Annotated in this window: 11 protein-coding genes; 6 read left to right on the top strand and 5 right to left on the bottom strand. The window is 49.2% G+C overall.

Going from position 1 to position 15846, the window contains the following annotated elements; translation table 11 throughout:
- The first annotated feature begins 111 nt into the window (after positions 1 to 111).
- Positions 112 to 867, top strand: coding sequence for a tyrosine-type recombinase/integrase (locus KVP70_RS34485; RefSeq protein WP_229225158.1), 756 nt, complete (start codon positions 112 to 114; stop codon positions 865 to 867).
- Entirely contained in the window at positions 848 to 1351 is a 504-nt protein-coding gene (locus KVP70_RS34480; protein WP_262311802.1) for a tyrosine-type recombinase/integrase, read from the top strand. Before KVP70_RS34485 ends, KVP70_RS34480 begins: the two co-directional genes overlap by 20 nt.
- A gap of 49 nt (positions 1352 to 1400) precedes the next feature.
- Here KVP70_RS34480 and KVP70_RS28605 read toward each other — a convergent pair whose 3' ends face one another.
- The 4 genes from KVP70_RS28605 to KVP70_RS28590 form a co-directional block, all read right to left on the bottom strand.
- Positions 1401 to 1667 carry a nucleoside/nucleotide kinase family protein gene (locus tag KVP70_RS28605; protein WP_262311803.1) on the bottom strand — a complete coding sequence of 89 codons (267 nt, stop codon included), beginning with the start codon at positions 1665 to 1667 and terminating at the stop codon, positions 1401 to 1403.
- A 199-nt stretch (positions 1668 to 1866) separates the two neighbouring features.
- Entirely contained in the window at positions 1867 to 7455 is a 5589-nt protein-coding gene (locus tag KVP70_RS28600; protein WP_217945792.1) for a beta strand repeat-containing protein, read from the bottom strand.
- A 12-nt stretch (positions 7456 to 7467) separates the two neighbouring features.
- Entirely contained in the window at positions 7468 to 8577 is a 1110-nt protein-coding gene (locus KVP70_RS28595) for a WD40 repeat domain-containing protein (protein ID WP_217945791.1), read from the bottom strand.
- Between the two features lie 131 nt (positions 8578 to 8708).
- A complete protein-coding gene (locus KVP70_RS28590) occupies positions 8709 to 8969 on the bottom strand; it encodes a helix-turn-helix transcriptional regulator (protein WP_217945790.1) in 261 nt (86 codons plus the stop codon).
- A gap of 887 nt (positions 8970 to 9856) precedes the next feature.
- Between KVP70_RS28590 and KVP70_RS28585 the strand changes: the two genes are divergently transcribed.
- From KVP70_RS28585 to KVP70_RS28570, 4 genes are all read left to right on the top strand, one after another.
- Positions 9857 to 10723 (top strand): phage integrase N-terminal domain-containing protein, encoded by an 867-nt coding sequence (locus KVP70_RS28585; protein ID WP_217945789.1) that lies wholly within the window; start codon positions 9857 to 9859, stop codon positions 10721 to 10723.
- Positions 10724 to 10940: 217 nt separating this feature from the next.
- The gene (locus KVP70_RS28580) at positions 10941 to 12167 is read left to right on the top strand and encodes an ABC-three component system protein (protein ID WP_217945788.1); all 1227 of its coding nucleotides are present in this window, start codon (positions 10941 to 10943) and stop codon (positions 12165 to 12167) included.
- Complete coding sequence (locus KVP70_RS28575) at positions 12164 to 12640, top strand: hypothetical protein (protein ID WP_217945787.1); 477 nt, start codon at positions 12164 to 12166, stop codon at positions 12638 to 12640. The genes KVP70_RS28580 and KVP70_RS28575 overlap by 4 nt, the downstream gene beginning before the upstream one ends.
- Positions 12640 to 14577, top strand: a complete 1938-nt coding sequence (locus KVP70_RS28570; protein WP_217945786.1) for a coiled-coil domain-containing protein — start codon at positions 12640 to 12642, stop codon at positions 14575 to 14577. Before KVP70_RS28575 ends, KVP70_RS28570 begins: the two co-directional genes overlap by 1 nt.
- 617 nt (positions 14578 to 15194) lie before the next feature.
- Here KVP70_RS28570 and KVP70_RS28565 read toward each other — a convergent pair.
- On the bottom strand, positions 15195 to 15590 hold the full coding sequence (locus KVP70_RS28565; RefSeq protein ID WP_217945785.1) for a hypothetical protein: 396 nt from the start codon (positions 15588 to 15590) through the stop codon (positions 15195 to 15197).
- Positions 15591 to 15846: the final 256 nt, after the last annotated feature.

The raw sequence follows: 15846 nt of genomic DNA, 5'->3' as shown, positions 1-15846 counted from the left end.
AGCATCCAGCTTTTTTGAGGGTATGAAACAGAGCCCTCTTACCCCTATCTCGAAACCATACCCTCATAGCGCTGTCTAAAGTAATTTTGACAACTGCCGAGGAGAGTGGCCATGGCAAAACTCATCGTTCCGCTGACCGAGATGCAGGTTCGAAATGCAAAGCGCCGGGAGAAAGCCTACCGGATTTTTGATGGTGGTGGGCTCTATCTTGAAGTCGCGCCAGGTGGGTCTCGTATCTGGCGGATGAAGTTTCGGCAAACAAACGGCAAAGAGAACATCCTGACGTTCGGCCCCTATCCCGAAGTAACGCTCGAGGAAGCGCGAGAAAAGCGCTTGGAGGCGCGAAGACTGATACGCCAAGGCGTTGACCCAGCCAGGCATCGCGACGACGCCAAGCGCCGCGCAGCTGAAGAGGCCGCCAATACTTTTGAAAAGATCGCACGGGAATGGTACGCCACCAAAGTGCCGACGTGGAGTGAGCGCACCTCCAAGAACATGATCCAGCGGCTTGAAGCCGACATCTTCCCTGAGATTGGAAGCCGTCCGATAAATGAACTCAAGCACCGCGACATCATTACCACGCTACGGAAAATCGAAGAACGCGGCGCGGCTGAAATCGCCCATCGACTGAAGGCCGTCTGTAAGAAGATCTTCAGTTACGCGATCCAATGCGGCCTGACTGACCGCAACCTTGTGGTCGACATGACGGACGTGCTCAAGACGCGTCGGGCCTCTCACTTCGCGGCCATCGATGCGGATGAATTGCCTGCCTTCCTCGGTGCAATTGAACGAAACGAAGCCCGCATGTTCCAGCCAACGCGCATCGCGCTTCGCCTGATGTTGCTGGGTGTTCGTCAGAACGAGTGAACTGATCGAAACGCCATGGAGCGAGATCAATCTGGAGAAGTGCGAATGGATCATTCCGTGGCAGCGCATGAAGCGTGGCAAGCTGACCGTCAATCCGGACATGACCAATCATCACGTTTGTTTGTCTCGCCAGGCATGCGAACTACTGCGAGAATTGCACGCTATAACCGGCAAGGGGAAGTATCTCTTTCCGAACCAAAGAGATCATCAACGACCAATCAGCAACAACACCATTTTGGTAGCTCTTGAACGCATGGGCTACAAAGGCCGCATGACGGGCCATGGCTTCCGTGCGCTGGCGATGAGCACGATCAAGGAGCGACTGGGGTATCGGCACGAAGTCGTTGACCGCCAGCTGGCACACGCGCCGAAGGACAAGGTCGCCAGCGCATATGATCGTGCGCAGTTTCTTGCCGAGCGCGGGAGGATGATGCAAGACTGGGCCGACTACATTGATTCCGTCGTCCAGGACTCCCACCGATGAAGTCAGGGCCGCTTCAACTGTCCGATAACGCTCGCCACCTTTGTGGTAATCATGTCGACCGCCGGGCCTTAGCACCATGCGGAATAATTATGTCGGCGTTGCGCTTAGTCGGCTCGATGAATTGCTTGTGCATCGGACGCACTGTTTCCAGATACTGGCTGACGACGCTTTCCACCGAGCGGCCGCGTTCGGTAATGTCCCTTTGCATACGGCGGATGAAGCGGATGTCGGAGGCGGTGTCGACATAGATCTTCAGCGACATCATGTCGCACAAGTCCGCGTCATACAGGGCAAACAGGCCTTCGATCACGATCACCGAGGCTGGCTTAACCGGAATGGTCCGGTCGGAGCGATTGTGGAGTGTGATCCATGAGGAATCTGAATCTAATTCATCTGACACGAAGCGTTAGAAAACTGGCGGCTCCACCCCGATCCTGTTTTTCAATTTAAACCGAGCAAGCGATCTGGGTGGTTGAAGGCAACATGTCACTCCAACAACCACCATACGTAAACGGTCAGATCAGTTGCAACGAACCATGCCAGCTAATGCTGTCCCAATCATGAATTTGCTGAAGATGAATAGCAAAGTCATGGTCACCTACCGCTGCATATGCGGCTTGCAGGTCCATTCCTGCGAGTTGCTGGTTTATGCCCAAGTAAAACGCGAGGTCCCCTCCATAGGCAGCATCTGCGCTGTGATCGATTAATAACGCCGGCAATGCGCTCGCTGCCGACCAATTGCCCGCATTCGGGTTCTGTGCATTGAACGCGTCAAACGTGTGCACCAAGCTGGCGAAATCGAAAACGGCTACATTGCTGGACGTCACCGGGTCGTTGCCGTCCGGCGCGAAATCGGTACTGGCCTGTTCGATCAATTGCAATTTATCAAATGCCTGATTGGATGAGCCCGCATACCAATTTTGAAGTAAGACGGAATCTTCGCCACCAAATGATAACTTCAGGTCGGCTCCGGTGCGGCTGAAGTTAATATCCGCTATGGACAGTCCACCGCCCAGGGATAAGACATTATGGCTAGCGCTACCGGCGATAACCGTGTCGTGCCCGCCGCCCAAAGAGTATGCAAGAACACTTGCTGACGCCCCAAGGGTAATAACGTCATTGCCTTGACCGCCAGCGATCAGCGTTGCGGCAGTGCCTGCCGTTAGCACTGTATCATTAAAAGAGGCTAGTAACGCGGCAGCACCCGTGCCGCCGATTAAAGTCGATATTCCATCGCTAAGAGACTCCACCACCGAGATCCCTGATCCTGCGTATACGGTGGCGCCGGCATTGTTTGTGATGATGAAGTTCGACTGATCATTCCCTCGTAGGGTTAAAGTATTATCACCAATCCCGAACATCGCTGTAGCATTGGTCGGCATGGAGTAGTCAACGCTGACGTGTACTGTATTACTTAAGGCATCGCTATTCGCCTCTACAACCGAATCTTTATTGCTGACGACAAAATCGTTATCGCCGAGGCCGCCTATAAACCGGTCCGCGCCCAGTCCGTGCCCCCCAACCAGTCGGGCACCTCCGGCGCCTGCTACCAAGGTATCGCCAGCGTCATTTGCAACTACTGTACTGAAGATGCTGTCATTGCCAGCTAGTACTAAATGTTCGGTACCGGAGCCAGTCAGATTGGCAATGCCAGCAGAAAGCTTGAAATTTACGGAAGCAGTGACATCGTCACTTGCACTATATTGATCTATGACGAGAACGTTGGAATTGTTGACGATGAAATGATCAGCGCCCGCGCCGCCGACAAGCGTAGCGCTGCCGGTTCCTGCGATGAGGGTATCGCCAGCATTGTTCGCAATCAGGACACTGTGGCTAGCATTACCCGTCGCGGTTACAGACTCTGTGCCGGTCACGACCATCGTGTGATAGTTGTCAGGCAAGATGGCGCTTTCAGCCGACGTAAATACGTCTGTACCCGATGATGGGCCCGGCAGACTTGCAATGGACGTAGTCGTTCCGTCAGAAAAATGCAGATAATCCAAAGGCCCGCTGATTGCTGGATCGACACTGTAAACTTGAATCACCGCGCCCGACTTCATGAAGAGTAAGGCCGATGCGGCGCTACCGGTGATGTTCGAAATTCTCACTTGAGCGGTAACATCGTCAATTGTCAACCCTTCGCCAAGTTGTAATGTGTCGCCTTGCATGCTTTGAATCACGGTATTCCCGCTATTGGCATCAATCTCGAAAATGGTGGATATTGATTGCTTGCCATGCACGAGGAGACTAGTGCCGGTACCGGCCACGAGCACGTCTTTGCCTGAACCGGAAATGAGGGTGTCATTGCCGGCGTTCCCAACTATAACTTCGTTCAGTCCGTTGCCTGTGACGGTCAGATCTTGATTGCCGGTTAGAGTGTAACGAAGGATGCCCCAGGGAACTACCCCATCTACGCTGCCGGTTGCCGTAGTCGCCAGCCCATCTGTACCAGCCAACAGATCGCTGATCGCACTCGATGTCGATGCATCTCCATTAAAGCTCACATCTCTCAATAATGATGCGCCATTACTGTCTTGGATGGTCACTGTGTGTCCGTTGGACAAAGACAACCGAATAGCGTTTGAACCATCGTTGGCAAGAAACGCATGCGCGGCAACATCGGCACGGCGTATGTTATCGCCAAAATTGATCCATGAATCACGCGATGCGTTCTTGATGATGACATCGCCACTGTTTTGATTGATATTCACAGCGTTATAGGCGTGCTCGTTGTCGGATGCCACCATCACTGTGGTACCGCGACCTGCAACGAATGTCGTCACTGTCCCCGCAGCGCCAGCGCCAATGAACGTGGCGTTGCCGGTACCTCCAATAAAGGTATCGTCTGCTGCATTTCCCGTCACAACCAAATCGTTGTTGTTGGCCGTGACAATGATGTCCCCAGTTCCGCTGACATGATAGTCGAGCACGCCATCTCCAACATTTACGGTACTTGCTATGCTGTGTGGTGTCTGGTGTTGTGCGTCGAGCAGCGAGATACTGGCACCGTCAGAAAATTGAATTTTATCCAGCACGTGATTTTGCTTACCGACATTCAGAACGACTTGCTCGCCGCTGAGAAGCCAAACCTGAATGGTGGTTGATGAGCCATCCCAAGATGTCACTGGCGCGCCTGCGTGCACATCTTCGGGACGGATGCCGACGCCAAACTGCAGCACATCTCCAAAACTGCTACCGCTAATCGTTGTCTGGCCATTCCCACGATCGATGTGGAATGTTGTTTTGCCGTGCGATGATAGGTTATCACCGCCGATCAAAGTATTCGTACCTATGCCAGATACCAATGTGGTATAGCCTCGGCCAGCAATCAGAATGTCGTCGCCGCTATTGGCGCGAATTATGTTGTCGAGGTCGTTGCCCTGAGCTTGCACCGAAGCTGTACCAGTTAGCGTCAGCTCTACCACGCCAGGCGCCATGACACCTCCGACTGCCGAGAATGCGACAGACTTTCCAGGATCAGACCGGACCAGCAATGAGCTGAGAGTGGTGTGACTGCCATCTGAAAACTCTACCCCTTGAAGCAAACCCGTAGCTGAGTTTGCCTCAACATAAATATTTCCTCCGCTGACGGTACTGAGTTGCACCACCGTCGCGCCCGCAGAATTTGTAAATGTGTGTGCGGTCACATCGCTGGCGGTCATCCCAGACCCAAATACAATCTTATCTGTGGCCAAGCTCTTTTCAATATGCGCGACACCCTTGCCGGTATTGACTAAAAATTGGGAGCCGCCTTTGCCGGCGATGATTTTGTCATTCTTTCCGTCTATTGCCAACGCGGTGAAGACGTCTTGTCCATTGCCTCCGATTAACGTATCGTTACCTCCACCCCCGTCAATCGTATCATTGCCGTTATTTGCGATGATCAGGTTGTCATGGTTATTACCCATAACGCTGAGTGCATCCGATCCAGTCAGTTTGACGTCCAGCATGGCATCTGAGAGCACGGCCGATTGCGCGGACACGAGCGAAGTGTCCGAAGTCCAATCGGGCTGCTCTTGATGTTCAGAACCGACCGCTCCGTATAGGCTGACATATTTCACCATCTGATAAAAATTATTGAATGGATCGTACTGGCGGTCCACTGGAGCACTCTGCTCCATCCGGGGCCAATCGATCGTCCCACCCGCACGCAGGAATATAGTCGTGGGGGGGAGAGGCGGGGGACCGTCATAGTCAAATTGCGCTTGCACGTACACGCCATTGGCCTTAGCTAAATGCACGGTCGTAGTTCCGACACCGAAGATGGAACTCTCTTTTTCCGCAAGCGTCCAGGTTTCGCTACCGTCAGTCTTCAGAGTGTGAGAATAAGAGAGTTCCATCTGATACGGAACTCCACTTGGATGCACGGCGTCCGGTATCACCAGTTCCGTCCCGTCAAACCACCGATGAGTGAGGTTAACGCTAGATGACTCTGTTAAGTTGCCGAGGGCATCGACAATTGTTTGTCCATGTGCACCATCCCATCGTGTCCATACATGAATGTGTTCGCCCTGAGGCGTGATTTCGTCAACAGTCGAGTTGCCAGGATGCTCGCTGACCGTCACATTCACCTCGCCGTTGACGTCGGTGGTGTAGGTGATCATTGAACCAAGACCGTTATCTTTTGTGCGTACTGAGTGACCGTCGGGATACGTGACCAAGCTGTCCGAACTGCCATCGATATTCTGCTTTGCTGTGACGGTAACGCCGTCCGAACCGACACTCGTTGCAGTGCTGCTGCCATCGAGTGCTTTGACAATCGTCGTGGACTTTTCGGTCGAACCGTCGGGATTAATGGTCCGGGCGACAATAATACTGCTGCCATCGGCATAGGATTTCTGGCTTGCAATAGTAGTTGTGCCATCCGCTGCGCGCGTCGCTGTGGATGTCGCGCCGTCGACACCCTGCATCGTAATCTCGTCGAAAGTGCCATCGACGCCTACGTGCGAAATGATTGTCGATTCATTCGGAACTCGTACTGTCTCGGTGTATGAGCCATCTCCGGCGATGATGACAGTCGTAACGCTACCGTCGGGCGACGTAATAGTGCGGGTTGTACCTCCAATACTCGATATGGCTGGATCAAGATGGCCATTTTTATCGTGCCCCTCCAGATTGTAGCCGGCGTTATCGAACCCATACTGGTCATAGCCGTTAAGGTTGTACACTGGCGGGGCGGATGGGTCGGGCAACCTCGCCAGGACCTCGGCCTTTTGCTGCTGAGTCATCTGGTCAAATTCTGTTTTGGTCACGCCCAACAAATTTGCAATCTGGGTCCCCGAGCTGCCGGCCAGGTCGGTGACTTTCGTCTCTCCAATTGCCGACTGCGCAATTCCATCGCGTAGTAGATCAATGCGGTGAGCTTCGCCGGTGTTGTATAGCCCATCAGCTACGAAGTAGTTGCCAAGAATTCCAAGAGGACCAAGTCTTAGCGCTTCACCTGCGCCAAGTAGTCCTGCCGTTGAAGCAAGTGATGGACCGTAAGGCGCTGCGACGACTGTCGTACCCGCAAGGTCTGCGCCACCGGCATAATGTATCAAATCTCCTTGGGCCGATATGTTGTAACTCGTATATAGTCGGCTGTCGCCGGTAAGCGAAAGCGGGCCAATTCCAGGAGCATCAAAGGACACGTTAGTAAGCTGAACATCAGTGTTCAGCAATTTACCCTTGGAGATCAGAGTACTTAAATATGCAGTCTGGCCTTCGGACTCTGCGCCACCAAGTGAATGTCCAGTCAGATATAGGTGGGTAATTTGGCCGCCGTTCAGTTGCGTGGCGGCTAGCTGCGTCGCTTCGAAAGCGAAACGATTTGCCACGACCTGCGCATTCTGGATTACCCCTACACCAAGCTGTATATCGGACGAAAGATTGGGAGTGATAAGAATCGTACCGCGATTGCCAATGACGACTTCCCCGGTAACGAGATTGACCGAGGCAACCCCATAATAACCTTTGCTTACCATGGCTGCCTGCAAACTTGACGATAAGGAGCTCGTGTCAATGTTTCGCCAGTTGGCGCCTAAATCGAGATTTCCGTTTGGTTCATATGCGGCATGTGCAGTTGTCGCGAGATTGCTTATTGTTACTGTGCTGGTAACCGTCATTTCAATTGCCCTTTATTTTATGAAAAATATCGATGCACCTTTTCCACCACCAAATGCGAGAAAGCGCCCGTCATCGCTAGTTGCGATTTCCTCTTCACCGCCGGGAAAAGTGCCAACTTGCTTCGCTAGAGCCAGATCGATGATGCTGTTGGCGGCTTTATGGTGACCATCAAAGCTATTGACATCTTTAATGAATAGAAACCGTCCATCGGCGGAACATGCCTGGCCGCCTATCATCGCTACGGAATTCGATTTAACTTGCTCATTCGTATAGAATTGTTTGATAGTGAGCGTTCGTCCGTCCAGATACTTGTTGACGCTGAGCGTTGCATTATTTGAGCCGAAGCAAGAAATTCCTAACGTTAAGTCAGCTGATGGATTCCATTCAATACCTTTGTCCGTTTTGATGGCGTGAGCCGGGAACCAGATAGTTTTGGTAAAAATTTGATTATTTGTGTTGAATAAGCGTAGGGCAACGTCAGCTCCTTGTAATATCTGGTACCCCTCAATAGTCTTTCGCATCGCCTTTGGAGTGGTGCCCACGCTCATGATTAAGTTGCCGTCCGAGGTCCAAGCCATAGTGGCTATGGATAAATCATCGACATATGTTCTTTGATCGGACCATTTTTTCGTGTCATAAATGTGAAGGTAAGAAGGAGTACCAAGGCCATTCTCGACCGTAGCTAGCTTAGAACGGTCTTTATTAAACAGTGCTTGCCAGCCGATAACTGGAGCATCTGTAAGGCGCGTTCCTGTCAATGCATTCCATCGATATCGTGAGCCAAGGAATACAATTTCATTGTCTAACCATTGCAATTTTTCATCACGCGACATCCCTAAGTACTCGGGTGAATGCATGGTCGATATTTTTTTTCCCGTCCGTATTTCAATGATCGTCACGTCAGTTGTACCTAGCATTGGATCTAGCTTAATCGCCAAATACTTGGAGTTCGGGCTGAAGGCCAATTGTCGGATTATCGCCTTATGCCAGAAAGTTGAAATGTCGACATCACGAAGGTGCTGTAATGTCGGCAGGGGGCGCGAAAGAGCGGGCGGAGCGTCCTGCCCAACGGCACTTGCCATGAGTAGGCTCATAAAAGCGAGGGAAAGTGCATATTTCATGTTTGGCTCTCTTGGATAGCGCCGTTGCAGGACATTGCCCCGTCAACTGAACAATTGGGATCTCCATTGACGGCTACTTTACGGATCAATAGCATCGTACATAGTTTCCATACGGGAATACTATTGAAATGTCACACCTGTACATTTTTGTCGCACAATTGCACAGCGGCTCCAGCATGGCACGACCTGCAGCGATTCTTTCTGCAATATTTATTTGGTAGCTGGGCGCTGTTAATCGAGAGGATGAGCCGTCGCTCAGGCAGCCCCCCTTCCTGAACCCACGCCGACGCGTGCTTGGTTAGCTTGACCTGTGCCGGGAATGCGCCGCGCTTGGCGTAGGCGATGCTGCGCGACAGTCCGTAGATTTCCGTCACGTCCGGTAGGCGGATCATTCGTGCGGTGCGGTGCGGTGCGGGGTCGGGGGATCGTTTTATGATTTCCTCCAATGCCCTTTTGATGGCCGCACTGTCCTCCGATTCCCGCGTAAGTGCGGTGCGAAATTGGCCCGTTTTCGGCGTCGATTCTTAGCTAGCTTTGTCGACAAATAAATCGAAGAGAAATTTAAGTCAGTGATGCCGGTGAGACGCCAGATAGAGGACAATATGCTTTTCGACGCGAAGGAATCGTCCTTCGCGCAACTTGGCATTGCGCCAGGCGTAGCGCTCGTCACGCGCCCTTAGTCTCCACATTCGTTTTTAGATTGGCTTCGCCTTTGAGCGAGCCTGTGACCAGCCCATGGCGGGTTGCGTCCCGATTGCGCGTCTGCTCCCAGAGGGCGATGCGCGCCACATTGTGCGCATTCACGCACTGTCACCACCTCACGCGGCGATCTGCCGCCGCGTGCATGTCCTATGCGCCGCCCTTGTCCGCGGCGCAAACCGCGCGTCGTTACTGGCGGCCTGCTGCCAGTGACGACGCGCTAGCAACTAAGCGCTATATGGGCTGCGCCGCTGTTTTCTCAGTGACGGCGGCCAGTGACAGCGGATCTACCGCTATCAGCGCAGCAGAACGCTGCTTGCCAACCTTGCCCCTCGTGGGCCGACAACGTGTGCGAGGCACACCCCATGGACCCTGGGTAACTGGTCCCACCGCGATCAGGCTTCTACAAGGAGCGGATCGCGGCGCCATACGCGCATGCGGCGCGGGCAAGCAGTGAACATGCCGCATACATGGGAGTGGTGTCCCGGGGCCTTTACAAACCGTCCTTGCTGCGGCAAGCACGGTGGCCAGAAACACTCACCTGACTCGAGCACACCAAGTTTGATTTTAGGAACATGCGATGCGCGACTTGAACTATCAACTCAAGCAACTGTGCGACCGCAATCGCGATGGCAGCTACGCCACGCAGTCCGACCGCGCTCGGATACTTTCGCACGTGGCGAACCAGTTGCACGATCTTGGATATCGCCATATGAATGCTGACAGTCTGCGTCCCAAGCATGTGGACGCGCTGGTGCAGCAGTGGAAGGCTGATGGCGTCAGCGCCGGCACGATGAAGAACCGCATGAGCGCCATGCGATGGTGGGCGCAGAAGATCGGCAAGGACAACATCATCGCGCGCGACAACGGCAGCTACGACATCGACAAGCGCACCTTTGTCACCAATATCTCCAAGGCTAAGGTGCTTGACGATGCGCGCTTGGCGAAAATCACGGATGCCTACACGGTCATGTCTCTGCTGCTGCAGTCCGCTTTTGGTTTGCGGCGCGAGGAGAGCATCAAGATCGTTCCCGCGTGGGCCGATGCCGGTGATCGACTGAAGCTCAAGGACACGTGGACCAAGGGTGGCAAGTATCGCGAGATCGCCATCCGCACGCCTGAACAACGCACCGTGCTCAATGAAGCCAAGCGGCCTGCAACTGGCGGTAGTCTCATTCCGTCTAACCTGAGCTACCGCGATCAGCTTCAGCGCTTTCGAGCGCAATGCGATAAGGCAGGCATCCATGGCGTTCATGGACTGCGCCACAACTACGCGCAGGAACGCTACTACCAGCTCACCGGCTGGCAATGCCAGGCGCGAGGCGGCCCCCGATCATCTCAATTGGCGCCAGAGCAAAGGCAGTGTGATCTCTCGGCGCGTTTGCTACTGTCGGAGGAGATGGGGCATGGCCGTGAGCAGATTACTTCAATATACCTCGGGTGCTAACTGAGTTAAACCACACGGCTGAATTTCCAAGTGGCAATATTTTTGCTGCGTTACTTTAGCCCTGTGGAATTCTTGTATTGGTTAATAGCAGTTACCTTGAAAATTGCCTTTAAGGTATATATGTGTTTTTGACATTTTTAAATGAATGAAGCTTTTTTCTAAAAAGTGACATTTTGATAGAATTTCTAATTTGCAATCATGTAAGCTGAAGAGGAAAATGTTGCCACATCAAAAAATACTAGAGGGAAAAATGAAAACAGCAGTTGTGTTTGTCCATGGGTTTACAGGTGGCGAAGAAACCTGGAAAGGGGGCGGAGGCTTGAAATTTTCAGAGCTGCTAGCACAAGACCCTGAGCTCAATACTGATTATCAATTTTTTGAGTTCACATATTTTACGAAATTGTTAGATTTTTTTACCACGGCAAAGATTCAGAAGGTACTGAATGTTATTCCTTTAATTAATCGCATTCCAGGGATAACGGGCCGAGTTAGGGTGAATAAGCCGATAGCTCAACTAAGCGAGCAGTTAGCTACCTTTCTCGATTTGCAACTAGGAGAATTCGATGATGTTATTCTTATTTCTCATAGCATGGGTGGACTAATAGCTAAAGATCATATTCTCAATTATGAACCTGGACACGGCCCCAAACCTAGCGGATATGTTTCAATTTCTGTGCCGCATAAAGGGTCGCTTAGTTCTTTAATTTTAGGGCCTGCAAACAATGTAAATGCACGGGAATTAGTTCCCCTTTCTGAGTACTGTGATGCATTGAACAATCGCTGGATTGAGCAAAAGCAGAATCTGCCGCCGACACTCTACATGATAGCGCTACATGATGAATGTGTTGTGAAAGAGAGTGCTTTGCCATTTACAGTTTCCAAAGCAGGCCGCGCAACGGTAGATCATGACCACACGTCGATTTGTAAACCGCTTTCAATGGCAGACTTGTCTTATGTGGCAGTCAAGAAATTTTTAAAAGATATTTCTTATAATAAACTCATGAATTCGTTATCTAATGGGGCCTTACTCACATCTATGCCTGATTATGATAAGGAAATTTTTGTGTTAAAAATGATTGTTTGCGATATTGGAAAAATGGGTGTGGCGGATGCGAAAGATTGCTTCTTTAACGCAGAAATTATATCTAAGGCTGCGAACAAAAAGGATGCAGCTGAGTTGATCAGTCTTCAAGGTAAAGTATTAAGTCTTTATAAGCAAAAATATAATTCGTGCAATGGTAAGAACCTATCGTCTAATGAGATTTTTGCAGAAGTTCATGCTGAAATAACAGCTCAAGATGATGCTGTATTAAAATCAACGGCTAGCTACTTGAATTTTTTGCATAAAAAAGGGCTTCTGCACCAACTGGCAAACAATATGCGCGACGATGTAATTTGGGGTGATCAGACTGATTTTAATGCGATTGAAACAGGAACGCTATGAACCCGTTTAGTTTGATCGACTATAGAGATGAGTTTTATTTGAAGACTTTTCGACGTTGGAATGTTGTAAATAATCTCTCTAGAAATGCTAAGTTTAAAGGTGGCGTGCCCTTGCACAAGGCCGCATTGGTAGATTTCTTACTATGTAATCCACCACTGCTCCAACGTATTTTAGTGCATTTTGGCCGGGCTGAGCCTTCCTTGAATTTAGAAGAGCTTTTGTACCAAAATAATTTGGAATTTGGTGGCGCACAGGATATTGGTGATTTTTGTCAAACCTGCGTGCTACTTATCTCTGAAAAATATTTGGAATTTAGAAAAATAGATGGTGAGATACTATTAATCGGAAGTGAAGATAAATTATCGTTGGATAATTACCTGTCCCAGCGATGGGAAAAAGAGATAGACTTGCTTCAACCACTCCTCGGTAAGTCCTTAAACATATTATCTAACGCCGTCCTTGGGAGATTTTGATGGAAATTAGTCCTTATTTGATTGTGCAACGCTTAATTATCCAAGGAGCGATTAAACAGTACACAGCAAAGTTTGAGGAAGGATTGAATTTGGTTTGGGGAGACATGGATTCCGGAAAATCCAGTATTCTTAATTTGATCGATTACTGTCTTGGTGGAAAGAATGACAATCTCCTGTATGGCGAAATGAAAGCAAACGGGAGAATAGTTTTCTTGGAAGTAAGTTTAAATGGAAAAGTTTTTACGTTTGAACGTGATATTTTGTCAGCAAGTTCCCCGATTCGTTTGTATACAGGTTTTTTCGAGGAAAGAAGTACACATTTCCCGCTTCTTCTAGCTGCATCGCCAGAAGATGATTCAGCCCCTGATGGTTGGATTTCCGATTTTATTCTCGAACATCTTGGTATAGCCAGAGTTTCAATTAAGGAATCTCGCATACGCGAAGACTCCTCATCAGATAGGCTCAGCTTTAGGGACTTAATGAAGTTGATGTATTTAAAGCAGACTAGGGTTGGTTCCGATGCTCTTCTGAATTATCAGTCACCTGCGGTATTCAATAAAAACGTTGAGATTCAAAAGTTTGTTTTTAATATATATGATGATAAGTTGACAGGGCTGCAATCAGAGCTTGCTCGTGAGAGCGCTGAATATAATGAACTGGAAAAGAACGAGCGGTTTATAAAGAAATTTTTGGGTGACGTCAAGATTGATGTTAATAACTTTGAAAGCGTCCGCGAAGAGGCTGAGAATTACGAAGCGAGAATGGCAGAGTTGGATGACGGGCTAAGGGATTTAAAAGAGGACTTTGTTCTTTCCAATGATGTGGGCGCAGAAATTTCCAACGCAATAAAAGGGATTAGAATCGAGGTGAATGGAATAGATGCCCGTCTAAAAGAAATCGATTCTCAATATGGCAACTACGCAAAGCTTAGTAATACCTATCGATTCGATATCGATGCGTTGAAGCTATCCAAGATTTCACGTTCCATTATTTCAGTAAATAGATCTAAGAATGACCATATCCCCTGTCCTCTGTGTCAAACAGAAATTGAAGTCACTTCACCTGCAATTGACGACATTGATATTGACAACCAACTTCGATCGTTGAAAAACCGGAACGCAGGTATACAAACGGTCCTCACTGAGCTGCGTGATGAGCAGAAAAAATTAATTTCGCAGAAAGAAAAACTGCAGAGAACTTTAACTGAAGCCAGTCGTAGTTTTGATGAAAATAACTTGGCAAGTATTTCTCCATTATTAACCTCTATCCAAGCAATTGAGGATGCGAGGAGTCTGCTAAAAATCACTCTTGCAGAAGCCGAGAGGAATTTGTCAATTTATAACAAGTTTGTTGATATCGGTACGAAATTAGAGGTCAAATCTTTAATGATTGAAAAATTGCGGAGAGCGATAAAAATTATTAGAGATGGACTTATAGGGCTGGATGCCGTGATAGATGAGCTTACGGGATTATTTAGTTTACATTTGCAAAAAAGTGGCCTGCAAAAAGTCCACGACGTATTCTTGGATAAGAAGTTTATTGGATATTTTAGGGGGATTTCTTATTACAACACATCTTCTGGTGGAGTTAGAACAATAACTTCAATAGCATTATTCGTTACCAGGTTGCAGTATTTGTTGAAGCATGCTTGCAATCTTCCAACATTTTTAATGATTGATACGCCCGGACAGAATATTGGACGGCACCGTTCTGATGATGATAATACTGAAGTCTCCGATCCGAAACTTTACGAAAATATATTCAATCAAATAGTTAGTGTTGTGAATAATTCGGCTAAGGAGGGCAGAAAGTGCCAAATTATTATCGTGGACAACGATTTGCCAGATTCACTTAAGGACGGTGATAATTTCCATCTGGTGAAGCGTTTCAGTAAGCAAGGCGGAAAATATGAAAAGGGCCTTATAAACGACGCATAGAGAAATTTTCCTAATGGTGTATTTTTTGTAGCATACGGCTTTTCGGTAGGCTTGGGTTTTCTATTTGCAATTTTGGAATCAACATCGCCGATATGTCTGTCATTGTGAAGGGCCAATGTGCTTGTCGTGTAATCGCTGCCTTGAATTAGTGTTCATCGGCATGGTTACACTCATAGATGAGCTTGTCGAAAAATCCTCCGGCGTCCAATCGATGGCTTTTTTTAATGACAACCTGAGAAAATTTTGGTTAGTGGAGTATTTGAAAAATATTGTTTAAGCGATAATTTTTAGGGGTACTTATGAGGGTAAATTACATATCGAATTGGTACTAAACCCAGTACCACTGCGGCTCATCGCGATGATAGGAATCCCCCTCTCGCCAAGGATTCAAATTGGGCAGTCTCAGCAAATCCGCAGACGTCCAGAAAAAGCCGCTTTAGCCCCTGCTACAGCGGCTTTTTTGTATTCTGACGGCTCCCACTGTCCAGTAGCATCCAGCGTTTTTGGGGGCCTTGATACGGATCAGTTTTACCCCATTCAGAACCAATGCCCGAAACTGCAGTCGTAACTAGGTACTCGGCGGTTACTTCCTCGCGCTTCCTAGGTGGCCAAAAATATCATGCGGAGGATGCGGACGTGCGGCGACCAACGATAGTGACGCTCTCCGTATAGCTAAATCCATAGCCGTAGCCGTAGCCTGAGCCTCCGTGGTTGACGCCACCGGGCTTGTGCTCGTATTTGAAATAGTATTGCCCGGAAATTGCGGGCACGATTGTCGCTACTTCGTAACCTTCCCGATTTAGTCGTGCAACGGCTGCCTCGATATCTTGTGACAATCTCTCGCCGTCAATTTCACGATCCGAATAGCCAGTTTGAATCCATTGCTTTTGCTTTTCGAACACCTCCTTCTCGCCTCCGAAAAAGCCTTTTTTCGTTTCGCCGGTTGGAATCTTAACGGTCTGGACTTCCCCAACAGGCTTGAAATATGCCTTGATATGTACGACTTTATTCAAATTTCTCTCCGATATATCGATCTGGGAAGGGCGTAATTTCCATTTTTGTTGCCATGCATCACTATTTAATCACAAGTTGTGATTAACTCAAAATTAATCCGTTGAGCATGGGGCAATCAGCTCCGCGATCCCTCTGTGCCAATATAACTTGAGACACCTACCCGATTAATTTAGAGTACAGCGGTAGGTCCCCAATATGCACAACCGAAAGCATCAAATTAGCACTTCAGCAGCCCAGCAAGACAGCCTCAACGCA

This window comes from Duganella violaceipulchra, from assembly GCF_019166075.1.
Lineage (GTDB): Bacteria > Pseudomonadota > Gammaproteobacteria > Burkholderiales > Burkholderiaceae_D > Rugamonas > Rugamonas violaceipulchra.
This window is presented reverse-complemented; position numbering and strand designations above follow the sequence as displayed.

Bases quoted from the DNA above. Each gene is read 5' to 3' on its own strand.
- KVP70_RS28595 (WP_217945791.1), bottom strand. From the start codon at position 8,577: ATGAAATATGCACTTTCCCTCGCTTTTATGAGCCTACTCATGGCAAGT.
- KVP70_RS28580 (WP_217945788.1), top strand. From the start codon at position 10,941: ATGTTGCCACATCAAAAAATACTAGAGGGAAAAATGAAAACAGCAGTT.
- KVP70_RS28590 (WP_217945790.1), bottom strand. From the start codon at position 8,969: ATGATCCGCCTACCGGACGTGACGGAAATCTACGGACTGTCGCGCAGC.
- KVP70_RS34485 (WP_229225158.1), top strand. From the start codon at position 112: ATGGCAAAACTCATCGTTCCGCTGACCGAGATGCAGGTTCGAAATGCA.
- KVP70_RS28585 (WP_217945789.1), top strand. From the start codon at position 9,857: ATGCGCGACTTGAACTATCAACTCAAGCAACTGTGCGACCGCAATCGC.
- KVP70_RS28570 (WP_217945786.1), top strand. From the start codon at position 12,640: ATGGAAATTAGTCCTTATTTGATTGTGCAACGCTTAATTATCCAAGGA.
- KVP70_RS28600 (WP_217945792.1), bottom strand. From the start codon at position 7,455: ATGACGGTTACCAGCACAGTAACAATAAGCAATCTCGCGACAACTGCA.
- KVP70_RS28575 (WP_217945787.1), top strand. From the start codon at position 12,164: ATGAACCCGTTTAGTTTGATCGACTATAGAGATGAGTTTTATTTGAAG.